This window comes from Micromonospora sp. NPDC092111 (assembly GCF_044755745.1).
Lineage (GTDB): Bacteria > Actinomycetota > Actinomycetes > Mycobacteriales > Micromonosporaceae > Micromonospora.
This window is the reverse complement of sequence record NZ_JBIVRQ010000001.1, coordinates 391454-408237: the sequence shown is the minus strand read 5'-3', so window position 1 is coordinate 408237 and position 16784 is coordinate 391454. Positions and strand designations below refer to the sequence as shown.

At 74.3% G+C, this 16784-nt stretch carries 14 protein-coding genes; 4 read left to right on the top strand and 10 right to left on the bottom strand.

The window, feature by feature from the left end; genetic code table 11:
- Nucleotides 1–71 precede the first annotated feature (71 nt).
- From ACIQG9_RS01760 to ACIQG9_RS01740, 5 genes are read right to left on the bottom strand one after another with little or no spacing between them, the layout of a single operon-like run.
- A complete protein-coding gene (locus tag ACIQG9_RS01760) occupies nt 72–1106 on the bottom strand; it encodes a lysylphosphatidylglycerol synthase domain-containing protein (RefSeq protein ID WP_400397316.1) in 1035 nt (344 codons plus the stop codon).
- Nucleotides 1103–2179, bottom strand: coding sequence for a glycosyltransferase family 2 protein (locus ACIQG9_RS01755; protein ID WP_400397313.1), 1077 nt, complete (start codon nt 2177–2179; stop codon nt 1103–1105). The genes ACIQG9_RS01760 and ACIQG9_RS01755 overlap by 4 nt, the downstream gene beginning before the upstream one ends.
- Complete coding sequence (locus tag ACIQG9_RS01750) at nt 2176–3180, bottom strand: glycosyltransferase family 2 protein (RefSeq protein WP_400397310.1); 1005 nt, start codon at nt 3178–3180, stop codon at nt 2176–2178. The genes ACIQG9_RS01755 and ACIQG9_RS01750 overlap by 4 nt, the downstream gene beginning before the upstream one ends.
- The gene (locus ACIQG9_RS01745; RefSeq protein ID WP_400397308.1) at nt 3180–4436 is read right to left on the bottom strand and encodes a glycosyltransferase 87 family protein; all 1257 of its coding nucleotides are present in this window, start codon (nt 4434–4436) and stop codon (nt 3180–3182) included. Before ACIQG9_RS01745 ends, ACIQG9_RS01750 begins: the two co-directional genes overlap by 1 nt.
- Nucleotides 4433–5431: a glycosyltransferase family 2 protein gene (locus tag ACIQG9_RS01740; RefSeq protein WP_400397305.1), complete on the bottom strand. Its 999-nt coding sequence runs from the start codon at nt 5429–5431 to the stop codon at nt 4433–4435. Before ACIQG9_RS01740 ends, ACIQG9_RS01745 begins: the two co-directional genes overlap by 4 nt.
- A 788-nt stretch (nt 5432–6219) precedes the next feature.
- On the opposite strand from ACIQG9_RS01740, the gene ACIQG9_RS01735 reads away from it, so the two are divergent.
- Entirely contained in the window at nt 6220–7401 is a 1182-nt protein-coding gene (locus ACIQG9_RS01735) for a DUF3103 family protein (protein WP_400397303.1), read from the top strand.
- Nucleotides 7402–7462: 61 nt separating this feature from the next.
- Here the strand turns inward: ACIQG9_RS01735 and ACIQG9_RS01730 are convergent, their stop codons facing one another.
- From ACIQG9_RS01730 to ACIQG9_RS01720, 3 genes are all read right to left on the bottom strand, one after another.
- The gene (locus ACIQG9_RS01730) at nt 7463–8857 is read right to left on the bottom strand and encodes a PLP-dependent aminotransferase family protein (protein WP_400397300.1); all 1395 of its coding nucleotides are present in this window, start codon (nt 8855–8857) and stop codon (nt 7463–7465) included.
- Nucleotides 8858–9017: 160 nt separating this feature from the next.
- Nucleotides 9018–12101 carry an AfsR/SARP family transcriptional regulator gene (locus ACIQG9_RS01725; RefSeq protein ID WP_400397298.1) on the bottom strand — a complete coding sequence of 1028 codons (3084 nt, stop codon included), beginning with the start codon at nt 12099–12101 and terminating at the stop codon, nt 9018–9020.
- A 93-nt stretch (nt 12102–12194) separates the two neighbouring features.
- The gene (locus tag ACIQG9_RS01720; protein ID WP_400397295.1) at nt 12195–13091 is read right to left on the bottom strand and encodes a calcium-binding protein; all 897 of its coding nucleotides are present in this window, start codon (nt 13089–13091) and stop codon (nt 12195–12197) included.
- Between the two features lie 216 nt (nt 13092–13307).
- On the opposite strand from ACIQG9_RS01720, the gene ACIQG9_RS01715 reads away from it, so the two are divergent.
- A complete protein-coding gene (locus tag ACIQG9_RS01715; protein WP_400397292.1) occupies nt 13308–13874 on the top strand; it encodes a snapalysin family zinc-dependent metalloprotease in 567 nt (188 codons plus the stop codon).
- A 287-nt stretch (nt 13875–14161) separates the two neighbouring features.
- Nucleotides 14162–14431 (top strand): GlsB/YeaQ/YmgE family stress response membrane protein, encoded by a 270-nt coding sequence (locus ACIQG9_RS01710; RefSeq protein ID WP_400398758.1) that lies wholly within the window; start codon nt 14162–14164, stop codon nt 14429–14431.
- Between the two features lie 92 nt (nt 14432–14523).
- On the opposite strand, the gene ACIQG9_RS01705 is transcribed toward ACIQG9_RS01710, so the two are convergent.
- Nucleotides 14524–14931, bottom strand: a complete 408-nt coding sequence (locus ACIQG9_RS01705; RefSeq protein ID WP_400397290.1) for a RidA family protein — start codon at nt 14929–14931, stop codon at nt 14524–14526.
- On the bottom strand, nt 14928–15779 hold the full coding sequence (locus tag ACIQG9_RS01700) for an NAD(P)-dependent oxidoreductase (protein WP_400397287.1): 852 nt from the start codon (nt 15777–15779) through the stop codon (nt 14928–14930). Before ACIQG9_RS01700 ends, ACIQG9_RS01705 begins: the two co-directional genes overlap by 4 nt.
- Nucleotides 15780–15867: 88 nt before the next feature.
- Between ACIQG9_RS01700 and ACIQG9_RS01695 the strand changes: the two genes are divergently transcribed.
- Nucleotides 15868–16764 (top strand): LysR family transcriptional regulator, encoded by an 897-nt coding sequence (locus ACIQG9_RS01695; RefSeq protein WP_400397284.1) that lies wholly within the window; start codon nt 15868–15870, stop codon nt 16762–16764.
- Nucleotides 16765–16784: the final 20 nt, after the last annotated feature.

Genomic DNA, 16784 nt, shown 5'->3' with positions numbered 1-16784 from the left:
ACACCTGCGACCGGCTGACGTACCGGCGGTAGAGGTCGTGCACCTCCCGCGCCGTCAGCTCCTCGCACTCCTCAAGTCCGATCAACCTGGGCACCATTCATCTCCTTCGGCAACGCCGCATCCGATGCGGACGACCTTCGATGGACGAGCTCCACCACTCCCAACGCCGCCCCGCCGAGCACCACCTCGCCGACGGTGGTGACCAGCCGGCTGGCCACGGCCACCGCCACGGCCGAGGGCACCGGCAGCACCAGCGCCAGCGCCCCGGACAGCACGGCCTCGCGGACCCCCAACCCGTCCGGGACCACGATCGCCAGCACGCCGACCACGGTCGCCAGCCCGAACGCCCCCACGCACAGCGGCAGCGAGCGCCCGGGGGCGGCCCCCATGGCCACCGCCAGCAGCCACAGGTGCAGGCCGCTGACCAGCCAGGACAGGGTCTGCCAGGCCACCGCCACCCGGACCGCCCGGCCGGACACCGGCCGGGCCGGTTCGGGGCGGCGCAGCAGCTTCAGCACCAGGTGGGAGACCCGGCCGAGCACGGCCGGCCAGCACACCGCCACCACCAGCGGCAGGGCGGGCAGGGCCAGCCACACCGCCCGGCCGCCGAGCACCTGCGCGCCGGTGAGCAGGCCGACGGTCAGCCCGGTCAGGTGGACCAGCAGCGTGCTGAGCGTGCCCGAGACCAGCATCCGGGGCAGCGTCACCCCGTTGGCCGTGGCCACCTTGAGGGCGGCGACCACGCCCGGCACCTTGCCGGGCACGTACTTGGCGAGGAAGCCGACGAAGAAGACGCGCAGCAACCGGATCCGGCTGACCGGCGGGCCGAGTTCCAGCAGGATCGCCCGCCAGGACAGCATCCCCAGCAGCGGGCCGACGGTCGCCGCCAGCAGGGCGCCGGCCAGCAGCAGTCCGATCTCGACGCCGTCGCGTCGCCCGACCAGCACGGCCACCACCGACCAGTCCTGGCCGGCGAGGGCCCGCCCGACGGCGGCGGCCACGACCAGCCCGAACACCACCGTGACCAGCCGCCACAGCCGGCGGCGCCAGCGCGGCGCGGGTCGTCCGGCGGCCCGGTCCGGGCCGAGCGAGACGTCCAGGCTCATCGCCGTGCCTCCGCCCGCGCCGGGGGCGTCGCGGCCCGGCCGGCCCGCTCCCGCAGCAGCGCGTACCCGGCCGGTGGCAGTCCCGCGCCGAGCCCGGCCACGAGCGTGACCTGGGCCAGCACGTGCAGCCCGGCCGCGAACAGGGCGAACCCCGGCCCCCGCAGCCGGTGGGTGAACCGCAGGAAGGCGTGGTTGGCGGTCGCCACCACGCCGCCGAGCAGGGGCCAGGTCAGCGGCAGCCACGGCAGGACCACGGTCAGCGGCACGGTCAGCAGGATCAGCCCCGACGCCACCAGGGTCAGCCGGGCGGACCATTCGAGGTGCCGGAAGCGGTCCGGCGACATCATGCCGACCCGGGCGCCCGCCGCGCCGTCGCGCTGCCGCCGCCACGTCCGCACCATGAGCAGGGGCTTCGTCCGGGCCCGCGTGAACTGCTCGCGCAGCATCGGCAGCAGCCGGTCGACGTCGTCGTGCCGGGTGCGTACCCGGTCGGTGGCGACGATCCGGTACCGGGCCGGCAGCCGGGTGCCGAACTCGTCGTCCTCACCGTCGCGCAGCCGCTCGTCGAACCCGCCCGCCTCGTCGAACACCGTCCGGGGCACGAGGGCGGCGGCCAGCAGCGCGCCGGTGTCCCGTCCGACGCTGCGTGTGCGCCAGAAGTGTTCGAAGGCGACGCGGTATTGCTCGACGGGTCCGTCGTCGTAGAGGGGGTGGGGGTCGTAGATGCCTTGGACCATGCCGGCGTGGGGGGTGTGGTGGAGGGTGTGGAGGGCGTTTTCGATGGCGTCGGGGGCGAGGGCGGTGTCGGAGTCGACGAAGAAGAGCAGGGGTGCGGTGGTGTGGGTGGCTCCGGTGTTGCGGGCGGTGGCGGGTCCGGAGTTGGTGGGGGTGTGGATGAGGGTGCAGGGGTATTGGCGGGCGATGTCGGGGGAGTGGTCGGTGCTGTGGTCGTCGACGACGATGACTTCGGTGGGTTGGTGGGTTTGGGCGTAGATGGATTGGAGGCAGGCGTGCAGGGTTTTGGCCTTGTTGTAGTTGGGCACCACCACCGCCACCGCGTCGGGCCCGGTCACCGCGTCTCCCCCCGGGCCAGCGCGTAGGCCACCCGCAGGGCGCCCACTCCGGTGCCGACCACCGCCAGCGCGTAGAGCAGCAGGTGCATGCCCGTCGCGTAGGCGGCGAAGCCGGCGCCCCGGAACCGGTAGGTGAAGCGGAGGAACTCGTGGCTCGTCGCGGCCGACCCGGCGAGCAGGACGAGCCACAGCGCCAGCAGCCACGGCAGGACGGGCACGAACGGCAGCGTCAGCAGGCCCAGCCCGGACAGCACCAGCCCGGTCGGCGAGATCGCGTTCACCCGCATCCCGGTGCCGGCGTTGCGCCGCCCCCGGGCCCGCAGCATCACCATCGGCGTGGCGGTCGCGAACCCGAACTGCTCCCGGACGAACGGCAGGAACCGGTCGACGTCGTCGTGCCGGGTGCGCACCCGGTCGGTCACCACGAGGCGGTACCGGGCGGGCATCCGGGTGCCGAACTCGGCGTCCTCGCCGGTGCGCAGTCCCTCGTCGAACCCGCCGACCTCGTCGAACACCGCCCGGGGGATCAGGCTCGCCGCGAACAGCGTCGCCGCGCGTGGTCGTCCGACGCTGCGTGTGCGCCAGAAGTGTTCGAAGGCGACGCGGTATTGCTCGACGGGTCCGTCGTCGTAGAGGGGGTGGGGGTCGTAGATGCCTTGGACCATGCCGGCGTGGGGGGTGTGGTGGAGGGTGTGGAGGGCGTTTTCGATGGCGTCGGGGGCGAGGGCGGTGTCGGAGTCGACGAAGAAGAGCAGGGGTGCGGTGGTGTGGGTGGCTCCGGTGTTGCGGGCGGTGGCGGGTCCGGAGTTGGTGGGGGTGTGGATGAGGGTGCAGGGGTATTGGCGGGCGATGTCGGGGGAGTGGTCGGTGCTGTGGTCGTCGACGACGATGACTTCGGTGGGTTGGTGGGTTTGGGCGTAGATGGATTGGAGGCAGGCGTGCAGGGTTTTGGCCTTGTTGTAGTTGGGCACCACCACCGCCACCGCGTCGGACGCGCCCATCAGAGCCACCCGCCGGCCGTCGCGTGGCCCGACGGTTGCTCCGCCGGGGTGTCCCAGGACCGCCCGGCTGGGCCGGCGCGGCCCAGCCAGACCGCCGCCAGCGCCAGCAACGCCGCGCCGGTGACGGTGTAGAGCACCTCGACCGGCATGACCCAGGCCCGCTCGGTGACCGGCACCCAGCCGACGACGTAGGCGACCCACCACGGCAGCGGCAGGGCGAAGACCAGCCACAGGCCGCCGACGAGCAGCCGGGCGTGGCCGGGCCGGTGTCGGGTGCGCGCGACGACGAGCGCCAGCAGCGGTACGCACCAGACCCAGTGCGCGTACCAGGTGACCGGGGAGACGAGCAGCCCGGTCACCGCGCACGCCAGGATCCCCGCCAGCTCCTCGCCCCGGCGGCTCGCCCACACCGCGACGGTCAACCCCAGCACGCCGGCCAGCAGGCTCGCCGGCAGCCACGCGAGCTGGCCGGGGCCCGGCAGGAGGTTCAGCACGGCACCCCGGATGGAGCTGCCGAACGCCTCCTCGCCGGGCGGCCTGGTCCGCGAGCTGTCCAGGAAGGTCCCGCCCCAGAAGGCCGCCGAGGCGCCGGGCAGGAGCAGGAAACCGATCCCCACCGTGCCGAGGAAGCTCAGCAGGGCGGTGATGCCGGCCCTGGTCCGGCCGGTCAGCAGGAGGTATCCCACGAAGACCAGCGGGGTCAGTTTGATCCCGGCGGCGACGCCGACCAGGATCCCCCGCTGCCGCCCGGTGACCAGCAGCAGGTCGAGCAGGACCAGCGCCAGCAGGAGGATGTTCACGTTGCCCAGCAGCAGCGTCCCGGCGATCGGGGACAGCGGCAGCACGGCCAGGGTGCCGGCGGCCAGCAGGGTCGGGCGGCGCCGGTCCCCGGCGGGGGTGAGGTGGTCGACCAGCAGCCACACCACGGCCGGTACGGCGAGCGCCGAGACCACGGTCCATCCCCAGAACCCGGCCGTCGGGCCGAGCCACGCCAGCGGGGTCAGCGCCAGCGCGGCGAACGGTGGGTAGACGAAGCCGTACCCGTCGCGGCTGACCCCGTACGGCGAGCCGTCCGCGACGACCGCCCCGGCGGCCTCCCGGTAGACCGCCAGGTCGCCACCGGGGGACCAGGTGCTCCCGGTGCGCGCCGCGACCCAGTGCACGGCCGCGATCGCGGCGATCGTGGTGCCGACGGTGGCCAGGAGTACGGTGCCGGCGACCGCGCCGCGCGTCCGGTCCCGGGGCAGGACGGTCACCGGGGGACCCCGACCGAGGGGGTGGCCCGCCAGGTGACGCGGCGCAGCACCCGCTGTGCCGTTCCGAGCACCGCGCCGGCCGCCGAGGTGAGCTGGTAGAGCAGGTGGACCGAGGCGAACCGGAGGCCGAAGGCGATGCCCCGGTCGGCCGCCACCCGGCGGTAGGTGCCGGCGTCCAGCGCGACGGCGCCGGCCAGCAGCGCCAGCGGCACCGCCCCGGCGCCGGCGCCGGCGACCAGCGGCACCGGCACCGTGAGCACGGCGGCGAGCACCAGGGCACTGGCCAGCACCCGCGAGGTGGCCCCGCCGAGCACCTCCCCGGGTCGTACGTCGGCGGCGCTGGCGCGGGCCCGGAGGAACACCTTCGGCAGCAGCACCCGCAGCGTGGTGTCGTGGTCGTGCACGCCGGCGATCGCGGCGGTGCTGCGCACGTCGTACCGTTGGCGGATCCGGTGCCCGTACTCCGGTGCCTCGGTGTGCCGCAGGTCGGGGTCGAACGGTCCGATCTCGCGGAACACCTCCGTGCGCATCGCGCACAGGGCCGTGTGCAACCCCTCCATGGGGCCCTCCTGGGCCAGCCACCAGTGGTACATCTGCAGGGCCCGGTACTCGGCGATGAGGTTGTGCGACAGCAGCGACTCCGGCCGCAGCACCCCGCAGATCGCGCCCAGCCGGGGCGCGGAGCGCAGCGCCGCGACGGCCGCGGCGACACTGCCGGGTTCGAGTGCGACGTCGGCGTCGAGGAAGAACAGGATCTCGCCGCGGGCCCGCTCGGCGCCCACGTTCCGGGCGGCTCCGGGGCCGCTGTTGGTCGCCAACCGCAGGACGGTGGCGCCGGCCGCCTCGGCCACCGCGGCGGAGCCGTCGTCGCTGGCGTCGTCGACCACGATGATCTCGACGGACGGGTACGTCTGCTGCCGCGCCGACCGGACGCACAACTCGACGGTGCGCGCCCGGTTGTAGCACGGTATGACGACTGAGACCAGCGGGTCCACGACGTCTCTCCTTCACGGTCAGTCGGCCGACGTGTCGGCCGCCGAAGGGCAGTTCGTTTCCCCGTGAACAATTGCGTCCGGTGTTGTCGGAAGCATTCGGTGGCGAGATTCCAAGAGGCGTCCTTGCCTCTGTCTTCGCGCGCTCGTAGGTCGGCGAATCGATAGTCACCGCGACGTCGATCAAGCGATAGCCGCCTATATATTGCGGCTGCGTGGTGACTCAGTCAAGGACTTGACGGGAGATCGGCTCACGTTTGGTGGATGCGTGGTCGATCTCCCTGGGCGGAATGCCCGAAAGATTGTTTGTGCGGCAGGATGATCATCAATAACTTTGATAACCGCCAATATTCGGGCATTGCGTCGATGGTGGGGGTTTCTCCGCCGCTCCGGCGGGTCGCGCCGCGATCGGGAGCGTGCCGATGGGCGTCGGAGCGGGATGAGGCTGCGGCGTGGAGCGTGTCGTCGGCCGGCGTCGGCCGGTCGATCCTCAGTGGCCGGCGGCCGGCCGGCTCGAATGAATCAGGGTCGAAACAAAAGTGTCGGCAGTGTGAACCAGCGGGGCTGGCGACATCCGAAGGTGGCTGCAATTTCCTTCCGTTGGGCCGCTTGCGCCCCTTTATCGGCCCGTTGTGGTGGTATCGGAAACGGTTTCGGGACCCGATTCCGTTGCGTTCGGCGGGAGAAGTGGTCCCCCCGAACTGCGGACCTCAGTGGACCTGGGGGTGGTGCGCGCCGGCCGGTTGACTTGGCACCGGAACCCGGCACCAACGACAGAGGGGCAGCAACCCATGAAACAGCCACGAGGTTCACGTCTGCTGGTGGTGGCCGTGGTCGGCGCTCTGGCCGCCACCGGCCTGAGCGCCGCCGCCACGGCCGCACCCGTTCCGGCCCGGGTGGCGGCGGCGCCCACGGTGTCCCCGGTGCAGCAGATCAAGGACGACCTGAACCAGCACCTGCTGCGCGCGCTCCAGGACGAGGTCGCGCTCCGGGTGTTCCTCGGCCGGATGGTCCGCGACGGGCAGGCGGACCTGTTGACCGTGCTGGCCGACGCCGGGTCCCCGGCGGGCGTCGAGTTCAGCCGGTACGCGACCGAGGCCAACGACCGGGTGATCGACCTGAAGGGGCTGGACGGAATGCGCGGCTCGGCGCTGCGGGCCCGGTTGGGCGACCCGGCGATGGCCCGGCAGCTCGAGGCCGGCGTGCCGCCGCTGCTGGCCGCCGGGCCCGGGGACTCGGCCAGGGAGGGCACCTTCCCCGCGTACGACCTCGGCGGCCGGCAGGTCGACCTGGACCTCGTCAGGCCGGCGGACGTGCCGGTGGTCCTGGTGGAACTCGACGACGAGGCGATCAGCCCGGTGGGGATGCGCGTGCTCAGCGCGGAGCTGAACGCCCTCGGCATGGCCAGCGACCTGGTGGTGAGTAGCGGGGACGTGCGGGAGACCGAGGGCGGTGCGCGGAAGGCGGCCGGTGCCTCCCAGCGGACGGCCGGCGGGGCCCAGTACCCGGCGACCCGGCTGGACCGGATCTTCCTGCACGACGACCAGGAGCCGTGGGTGAAGGGCCGCGCGGAGATCTACGGGCTGGTCATGGGGCAGGGCAAGAACGGCAAGGGCCGCACCGACGTCGTCGACATGACGTACCTGGACTACGACGGGAAGACGTACTACCCGCACCAGCAGCTCATCAACTGGTCGAACTTCACGTGGAACGCCGTCGACCTGCTGCTCATGGAGGAGGACGACGGCACGAACTACAAGTCGGTCGCCAAGGCCGTGGTCGGGGCCATCCTCGGTGTGCTCGGCGCGGCGGCCTACCTGCCACTGGTCAACCTCGTGCTCAGCGTGCTGCCGCCCGACGAGGACGACTACGTCGACGCGTTCTACATGATGAGCCGGGAACAGTCCGGGACCTTCCTCGGTGTCTCCGCGAACGCGATCATCACGGTCGTGCCGCTGGTCGTGACGAGCTGACCGCTCCGCGCGGACGGCGCAGGGGTGGACTCCGCCGGGGTCCACCCCTGCGCCACCGCCGTCACAGGTGGGTCAGGACGTCGGTCAGTCTCGTCAACGCGCCGCGCAGCGCCGGATCCGGAAGCTGCGGGTAGCCCAGCAGCAGCGCGTCGGCCGCCGGGCCGGCCGGGCCGCAGTAGCGGCCCAGCGTGTGCACGAGGAGCCCGCGCCGGGCCAGTTCCCCGGCGGCCCGGCCGGCGGACGGGCCGTGCGGCAGGCGCAACCCGACGGTGCCCACGGCGTCGAGCGCGACCAGCTCCACCCGCCCGCGCAGCGGCTCCAGCACCGCCCGTACGAGCTGGCGTTTGCGGGCGTCGATGCCCGCCAGCCGCCGCGTCAGCCGGCGCAGGACACCGCCGGCGAGCAGGTCCGCGACGGCGAGCTGGGTCAGGTAGGAGGGCTGCTCCGGGCTGTCCGCCAGGTCCACCGCGAGCTGCCCGGCCAGGTCCCGGGGGACGACCGCGTAGCCCAGGTGCAGGCTGGGCGTGAGCAGCGCGCCGAAGCCGCCGACGAGCACGAACCGGGCCCGGCCGGCGGCGTCCAGCAGCCGGGACAGCGGGTCGGGGCCGGTCGGCCGGGGCACCGTCTCGGCGGCGATCTCCACGACGTGGCCGCCGGTACGACCGGCCCAGTCGGCCACCGCCCGCCGGCGCGGGGTGGACAGCACATGCCCGAGCGGCACGTGCGCCTCGGCGGAGAGCACCACCACGGCGCAGCCCGGCCGGACGGCGTCGAGCCGGGCGCCCTGCCCGTCGACCGGGAGCGGCAGCGGACCGGCCGTCCCGTGGGTGGCGGCACGGCGCAGCTCGGGGGGCACCGGATCCTCGATCGCCACCGCCGCGCCCCGGTGGCCGAGCGCCGCCAGCACGATCCGCAGCGAGTGCGCGGCCCCGGTGGTGACCACGACCTGGTGACCCGCCGGCACGGCGCGGCGGGTGCCCGCGAGGTGCGCGGCGATGGCGTGCCGGAGCTGCGGCAGCCCGTGTGCCGGCAGGCGGCCCGTCGGGGGTCGCTGGTAGCTCGCCCGGCGCCAGGCCGCCCGCCAGGCCGGCAGCGGGAACGCCTCCGCACAGGGCTGCCCCGGGGTGAGGTCGACCAGGTCATCCGGTCGTTCGTCCGGCATCGGGGCCGGCCCGGGTCGCGGGGCGGGGACCGGCCCCGCGGCGACGTACGTGCCCGAGCCGTGGCGCCCTTCGACGTAGCCCCGGCCGCACAGCAGGTCGTAGGCGGCGACGGTCACGCCCCGCGACACCTGTAGGCGGGTGCCGAGGGTGCGGGTCGACGGCATCCGGGTGTGGCGGGCGAGCATTCCCGCGTCGATGGCCGCGCGGAGCTGGTCGGCCAACTGTTCGGGTAACGGCCGCCCGGCCCGGCGGTCCAGGTTGATGGCGATGGTCAGATCCTCCCGATGGCGCATGCGCGTACGTCCCCCCACGCGGTCCGGCTCCGGCCCAGCCCGGCTGCCGACACCTGGGTACGCGAGGAGGGTTGCGTCCCGGCTGACCCGTGGCTGCGGTGACCCTTGCGACCCGGCTGGGCCGCCCCGCGTCGGGTCGCGGACGGACGGATCCGGGCGGTCAGGCGTGCGGCAGCAACCGGCGGATCTCGGCCGGCGTCAGCCCGGCGAGCCGGGCCGGCAGGTCGTCGAGCCGCAGCGTCTCGCCGCGTGCGTGGGCGGCGGAGAACTCCCGGTCGGTGAGCGCGCGGTGCACGGCGGCCTCGGCCTCGTCCCGGGCGGCGTGTTCCTGTGGCGGTACCGGCGCGCCGATCGTGTCGCGGATCGCCGAGGCCGCGCCGAGCAGTTCGGCCGCGGTCTCCGGGTCGCCGCCGCCGGCGAGTACCCCGGACAACGCCTCCAGCAGGCTCGCCGCGCGCCAGCGGTCACCCACCGCGCAGTGGATCTCCAGACTGGAGCGCAGCAGGCCGACGGCGCGTTCGGGCTCGCCGTCGTGCTGCGCGACCAGGCCACAGATGTTCAGGGCCCAGGCGACGCCCTCCTGAAAGCCGAGCTTGCGGAAGCGGGCCAGGGCGTCCTCGGCCAGCCAGCGGGCCCGTGCGTGGTGGCCCTGGTGGCAGGCGACCGCCGCGAGGTGTACCCGGGCCGATGCGATGCCCTCCGGATCATCGAGCAGGTGGAACCGGGCCAGCGCGTCGTCGATGAGCCGGCCGGCCTGGTCGAGGTCGCCGGCCAGCCAGGTGGTGAAACCGAGCAACTGGAGGGTGTCGGCGACGCCCCGGTCGTCGTCGACCTCGCGGTAGAGGGCGACCGCCTCCTGGTACCGCAGGCCGGACCGGGCGTACCGGCCGCGCTCGCGGTCCACCGAGGCGAGCAGGCTCAGCGACCGGGCGGTGCCCGGCAGGTTGGCGAGCGCCCGGTGGACGGTCAGCGCCCGCTCGCCGTGGTCGGTCGCGCCGGCGTAGTCGCACTCGAAGAAGGCGAGGTGGGCGACGCCCAGCAGGGCTCGGGCCAACTCGGGCGAGGCGTCGTCGTCCGACCGGGTCAGCGCGTCCTCCAACCACCGGCGTCCCTCCCGGTACCGGCCCCGCAGGTGGCAGTAGCGGGCCAGGGCCGCCGCGAGCCGCAGTTCGTCGAGGCCGGAGCCGTTCCCGGCGGACCAGGCCAGGACGGCCACCAGGTTGTCGTGCTCCAGCGTCAGCCGGCCCAGCAGCCGGTCCAGCTCCGGGCCGTGCAGATTCCGGTCGATGTCCTCGGCCAGCGACCGGTAGTGGTCGGCGTGCCGGCGACGTGCCTCCGCCAGCTCGTGCGGTCCCTCGGCCAGCCGCTCGGCGGCGTAGTGGCGGATCGTCTCCAGCAGGCGGTACCGGGCGCCCGCCCGGCGGCGGTCCACCACCACCAGCGACTTGCCGACCAGGTCGGCCACGACGTCGACGGCCCGGCCCCGGGTCCGTGGTGCCACCGCCTCGACCGCGTCCAGGGTGAAGCCGCCGTGGAACACCGCCAGGTGCCGGAACACCGACCGCAGCTCCGGATCGAGCAGCCGGTAGCTCCACGCGATGGTGGCGTCGAGGGCGTGATGGTGGCCTCGGCCGCCCGGCCGGGTGGTCCGCAGCAGGCCGGGGTCGTGGATCCGGTCGGCGATCTCCCGCAGCGTCAGCACGGTGGTCCGGGCGGCGGCGAGTTCGAGCGCGAGGGGCAGCCCGTCGAGGCCCGCGCAGATCGCGGCCAGCGCGGGAGCGTCGTCGTCGTGCATCTCGCGGACGGCCGGCAGCACCGCGCGGTCGAGGAAGAGTTCCACCGCGCCGTAGCCGCGTAGCTCGGCGAGGCTGCCGGGGCCCCGGCGGCTGCCGTCGCCCGCGACGGCCGGGACGGTCAGCGGTGGCACGGGCCAGGCCAACTCGCCCGGCACCCCGAGCGGTTCCCGGCTGGTGGTGAGCACCCGCAGCCCGGGGCAGCCGGTCAGCAGCGAGCCGACCAGCGCGGCGGTGGGTTCGACGAGGTGCTCGCAGTTGTCGAGGACCAGCAGCAGCCGGTGCGGACGCAACTGCCGGGTCAGCAGGTCGATCGGGCTGAGATCGGGGCGCTGTGGCAGGCCGAGCGTGGTCGCCACCATGGTTGCCAGCAGTTCCGGGTCGGTCGTGGCGGAGAGATCGACGAACCTGGCGTCGGACTCGTGCCGGTCGGCGATCCGGGCCGCGACGGCGATCGCCAGTCGGGTCTTGCCACACCCGCCGACACCGGTGAGGGTGACCAGTCGCCGGCCGGCGAGCACTCCGGCGACCTCCTCGGTCTCCGTCCGCCGACCGATCAGGCTGGTCAGCGGCACCGGCAGGGCCGACTCCGGCGACTCGGGCAGCCCGGTGGCCGGGTCGGCGAGGACGACGGCGGCAGCGCCGTCGACACCGCCCGTGGCGTCGACCGGCTCGCCGGCCAGGATCGCCGTCTCCAGCCGGCGCAACGCCGGCCCGGGTTCGAGGCCGAGCTCCTCGACGAGTACGGCCCGGGCCCGCCGGTAGGCGCCCAACGCGTCGCCGCGTCGTCCGCTGCGGTACAGGGCGGTGACCAGTAGCTGCCAGAGTCGTTCCCGCAGCGGCTCGGCGGCGACCAGCGTCTCCAGTTCGGCGGCCACCCGGGTGTGCTGGCCGAGCACCAGTTCGGCGGCGGTCAACTCCTCCTGCGCGTACCACCGGGCCTCGCGCAGCGCGGCGGCCTCGGCGCGGGCCCACTCGCCGAGCGGGCAGTCGGCGAGCACTTCGCCCCGCCACAACCGCAGCGCCTCCCGCAGGCAGCCGACCCCGGCGACGGTGGCGCCGGAGCCGAGGGCGGCGCGCCCCCGGCGGACCAGGTCCTCGAATCGGCGGGCGTCCACCTGCTCGGCCGTGGCGGCCAGCAGGTAGCCCGGCGCCCTGGTGACGATCGCCCGGTCCAGGCCGGCGGCGGCGAGCGATCTCCGCAGGTACGCGACGTGGGCGTGCAGGGTCTTGGTCGCCGAGCCGGGCGGGTCGTCGCCCCAGATCCCGTCGATGAGGTGGGAGACCGAGACGACCCGTGGGGCCCGCAGGGCCAGCAGCCCGAGCAGCGTCCGTTGCCGCGGACCACCCAACGGCGGCGGTGCGCCGCCGCGGGCGTCGCCGCCGCCGACCTCCAGCGGTCCGAGCAACCGGATGTCCAGGGTGGCGGGGGACGTACCGATCGCCGTCATCGCTCTCCTCCTCGGAAGGAGGAGAGCACGACGCGTCGGGGTTGAGCCAGTACGACGCCCGGACTGTCGGGAGGATTACCGTCCGGGCTCAGCTCACCGGACGATCTCGCAGTCGGACGCCGCGCCGCCGCCGGGGCCGACGAGGCAGACGTCCCGGTCGGCGGTGGCCCGGTCGGCGGTGGTGGCCCGATCGGCGGTGCGGGTGGCCGTCCGGGCGGGCAGGTCGTCACCGTACAGCCAGTCGTAGCCGGCCTCGCCGGAGAGCCGGTCGCTGCCCCCGCCGCCGACCAGGGTGTCGTCGCCGGGCCCACCGGTCAGCGTGTCGTCAGCCGGGCCGCCGATGATCTGCTCCACGTCCTTCGCGGTGGTGTCCCGTTCACCGGAGGAGCCGTCGTCACCGACCACGCCGTCGGCGTCCACCACCACCGGCTGGGAGTGGTCGGCGTAGCTGCTGGTGTCCAGGCCGGCCCCGCCGGAGGTGACGTCGGCGCCCGGTCCGCCGGCCAGCAGGTCGTCGCCGTCGTTGCCGGTGAGTTCGTCGTCGCCGGGGCCGCCGTACAGCTTGTCCGCGCCGGTTCCGCCGACGAGCGTGTCGTCGCCGGGGCCGCCGTCGAGCGTGCCGCCCAGGTCGCCCGCCAGGAGCAGGTCGTCGCCGGACCCGCCGGAGAGCACCGAGACCAACGTCCCGCGTACGCCGAGCGTGTCGGCGAGGTCGCCGGTGTCGGCCCGGACGGTGGTCAGGCCGGCCGAGTCGCAGGACACCTCGTTGCCGGTGACCGGGTGGCAGGTCGGGCTCGGCTCGATCGGCGTGGCCCAGTCGACGACGTGGTACCGGCCGTCGTCCTCGTTCAGCTTGATCATGACGTTGTTGAGCTGGCCCGGGAGGGCGACGAAATACAGCGTCGAGCCGACGACGTAGGCGGATCCGCCCGCCGAGGCGTACGCCGGGACGGCGCCGTACGGCAGCGCGACGGTCGCCACCAGGGTCACGCACGCACCGATCGCGGCCTTACGGAATCTTGCCGACACAGCAGCCTCCCACGGGTCCGTTCGGGCGCTTCGTCGCCCGTACCGCGCGAAGTGGACCAGGGTGTGGTTGCGATCCGCTTGCGGCGACCACGGCGGGCGAGAGGTTGCATCGATCTCAGTCGATTAATAGGCTGTCGGGGTCCCCGCTCGACCCATCCCCCAAGTGGAGCGTGAGCAATGCGTCTGTCCAAGGTGTCCCGTACCTTCGCCACCCTCGCCGCCCTGGCGATGGCGGCGCTCGGCCTCACCGCCGTGCAGGCCGCGCCGGCCTCGGCCGCCGTCCGTAACGTCTGCTACAACACCAGCCAGGCCGGCCCGTTCGCCAGCTACGCCAATCAGGCCGCCACGATCTGGAACAACTACACCAACAACATCAACATGGCACAGTGCGGCTCGAACCTGATGATCTACTACACCTACGGCGGTGGCTCGTACGCCCAGCGCACCAGCCTCGGCAACGGTCGCGTGGTCATCGACTACTACCAGGCCCAGCAGTACAGCCCGCTGCGGATCATGACCCACGAGATCGGGCACATCCTCGGCCTGCCGGACAACTACAACGGCAACTGCGCGATCCTGATGTCCGGCGGCAGCGCCGGCACCGGCTGCACCAACCCGTACCCGAGCACCAGCGAGGCCGCCCAGGTCGACGCCTACTTCGGCTTTGCCGCCCGCAGCGCGACCGGCCCCGGCGTCTTCACCGGTAGCTGGCCGGCACCCGCGACGGTCGGCGCCCAGCGCTGACGTCCACCGACCGACCACCGCCCCGGCCGGGGCCGGCGACCACGCCGGTCCCGGCCGGGGCTCGTGCGTGGGCCCGGCTCGACGACCTGACCCGACCTCCGGCGCGCCCCGCCACCCCGGCCCCGACCTCTCGGGACGGCGTCCGGCCGGCGGAATGACGGTTGCCGCGCGGAGCCATGACAGTCCGGTGAAGAAAACCGCCGGGCGGGCGTCGCCGGTTTCGCCACCCGCCGGGAGGGGGCACCGTGGAGGACGCAGGCGACAACCCCTGGAAGGGAACGGCCATCGTGGAAGTAACCGGGTTCTTCACCGCCATCGTCATCGGCCTGATCATCGGCGCGTTGGGTCGGCTGGTCGTACCGGGAAAGCAGGACATCCCGATCTGGCTCACCCTGGTGATCGGTGTCGTCGCGGCGGTCCTCGGCACTGTCGTGGCCGCCGCGTTCGGGGTGGCCGACACCGCCGGGATCGACTGGATCGAGCTGTTCATCCAGGTCGTCTTCGCCGCGATCGGCGTGTCCCTCGCCGCGGGCGCCTACGGCCGCCGCCGGCACTGACGCTCCGGCGGTCGCCGGCCCGCCCGGATCCGGGCGGGCCGGCACCGGCGTCCGTCGGCCGGGCACCCGGGGCAACCCGTGCCCGCCGGCGACTAGGAGGTGGTCGTGGCGGCGGTCACCTCCACCTCCAGCACCGCCCCCGCCAGGAAGAGCCGGCTCACCTCCACCGTGGTGCTGGCCGGCCTGGGGTGCCGGAAGTACTGGTCGCGGACCGCCGCGTAGCCGGCCAGGTCCCCGAGGTCGGTCATGAACGTCCGGACGTGCATGACGTCGGCGAACGTGGCGCCGTGGGCGGCGAGCAGGCCGCCGATCAGCTCGAAGATCCGTTCGGACTGCGCCCGGACGTCACCGGGCGCCACCACCGCGCCGTCGTCGTCGACGCCGACCTGGCCGGAGAGCACGAGCAGGGCACCGCCCGGCAGGTCGAGGCGGGCGACGTGGGCGAACCGGTCACCGAACGGCGCGGCGACGGTGGTGGGGTTGTCCAGGGTCACGGTCATGGTCGCTCCTTGTCGTGGGTGGTGGCGGCCGGGCGGCGAACGCCGGTCACCGTGGCGATGTCGTCGTCCGGACGGGGTACGGCCGCCAGCACCGACGCGGCGGCGCGCAGCACGGGCGCGGCCGTGTCGCCGAGCGCGTCGAGGGCGAGCCGGGCGTCCTTGGCGGCCAGCGCGGCGGCGAACGTGGCGTCCGTGGCGGTCGCCCGGGCGACCGCGCCGCCCAGCGGGCCGGTGGCGAGCGCCTCGACCGTCGTCCGCCGGTCCACGCCGACCGCCTCCGCGACCGCCAGCGTGTCGGCGACGGCCGTGACGGCGGTGACCAGGGCGACGTTGAGCACCAGCTTCAGGGCCGCGCCGCTGCCGGCAGGCCCGCAGCGGCGGACCGTGCCGAGCAGTTCCAGCAACGGGGCGACCCGGTCGACGGCCGCCTCCGGGCCGCCGGCCAGCACCAGGAGTCGACCCTGCTCGGCCGCGCCGGCACCGCCGGCGACCGGCGCGTCCACCAGCCGTACGCCCGCCGGCAGCAGCTCGGCCAGCTCGCGTACGGCCGGCGGGCCGATCGTGGACATCTCGACCAGGTGGGTGCCGGGCCGCAGCGGGGTCGCGGCCGGGTCGGTGCCGAACAGCACCCGCCGGACGGCGTGCGCGTCGCTGAGCATGGTGATCACCACGTCGGCGTCCCGGACCGCCTCGGCCGGGGTGGCGGCGGCCCGCGCGCCCGCCGCGACGAGCGGCCCGGCCCGGGCGGGGGTGCGGTTCCAGACCGTGAGTCGCTGCCCCGTGGCCAGCAACCGGCGGCCGATCGCGGTGCCCATCGTGCCGGTGCCCAGCAGTGCGATGACGTCCATGATCCGGAACGCTAGGTGGTGTCCTCCCATGCCACCAGCGAATGTTTCGCATCGCTGCCATGCACCAGTGGCATGGCAGGCTTGCCGCATGCAACCGGACACCCTGCACGTCTTCCGCACCGTCGCCGAACACGGCTCCATCACGGCGGCGGCCCGGACCCTGCGCTACACCCAGTCCGCGGTGTCGCGGCAGATCGCCGCGCTGGAGGCCGAGGCCGGGTCGGCGCTGTTCGACCGGCTGCCGCGCGGCGTGGTCCTGACCGAACCGGGCCGCTGCCTGCTCGGCCACGCCGAGGCGGTGCTCGACCGGCTCGACGTGGCCCGCCGGGACCTGGCCGCGCTGCGCGACCTGACCGCCGGCCGGCTGCGGGTCGGCGCGTTCCCGACGGCGGTCGCCGCGCTGGTTCCACGGGCCCTGTCCGCGTTCCGGTCCGCCCACCCCGAGGTGGCGCTGTCCCTGGTCGAGGGGCTGACGCCCGGCCTGCTGGACCGGCTCCTCGCCGGGGACGCGGACGTCGTCGTGGTGAGCGCGGCGGCCGACCGGTCCCTCGACGGCGAGCGATTCGACCTGCACCACCTGGTGGACGAGGTCCTGCTGGTGGCGGTGCCCCGGACCCACCGGCTCGCCCGCCGACGCACCGTCCGGCTGCGTGAACTGGCCGACGACGCGTTCATCGCCGGGTCGGCCACCGCCGAGGAGAGCCTGCTGCGGGCCACCCTGCCGGCGGGTTTCCGACCCCGGATCGACATCGTCGCCGCCGAGTGGACCGGCAAGCTGGGCTGCGTCGCCGCCGGGCTGGGCGTGGCGCTGGTGCCCGCCCTGGCCGTCCGGGCCGCCCCGTCCGACCTCGCCCTGCTCCGCCTGCACCCCGACGACGCCGCCGTCCGGCGGGTCTTCGCCGCCACCCTCGCCGGTCGCCGCCGACCGCCGACGGTGCGACGGTTCCTCACCCACCTCGACCGGGCGACGACCGGGCTGGGGTGAGCCGTCGGGCTCCCTGCCGA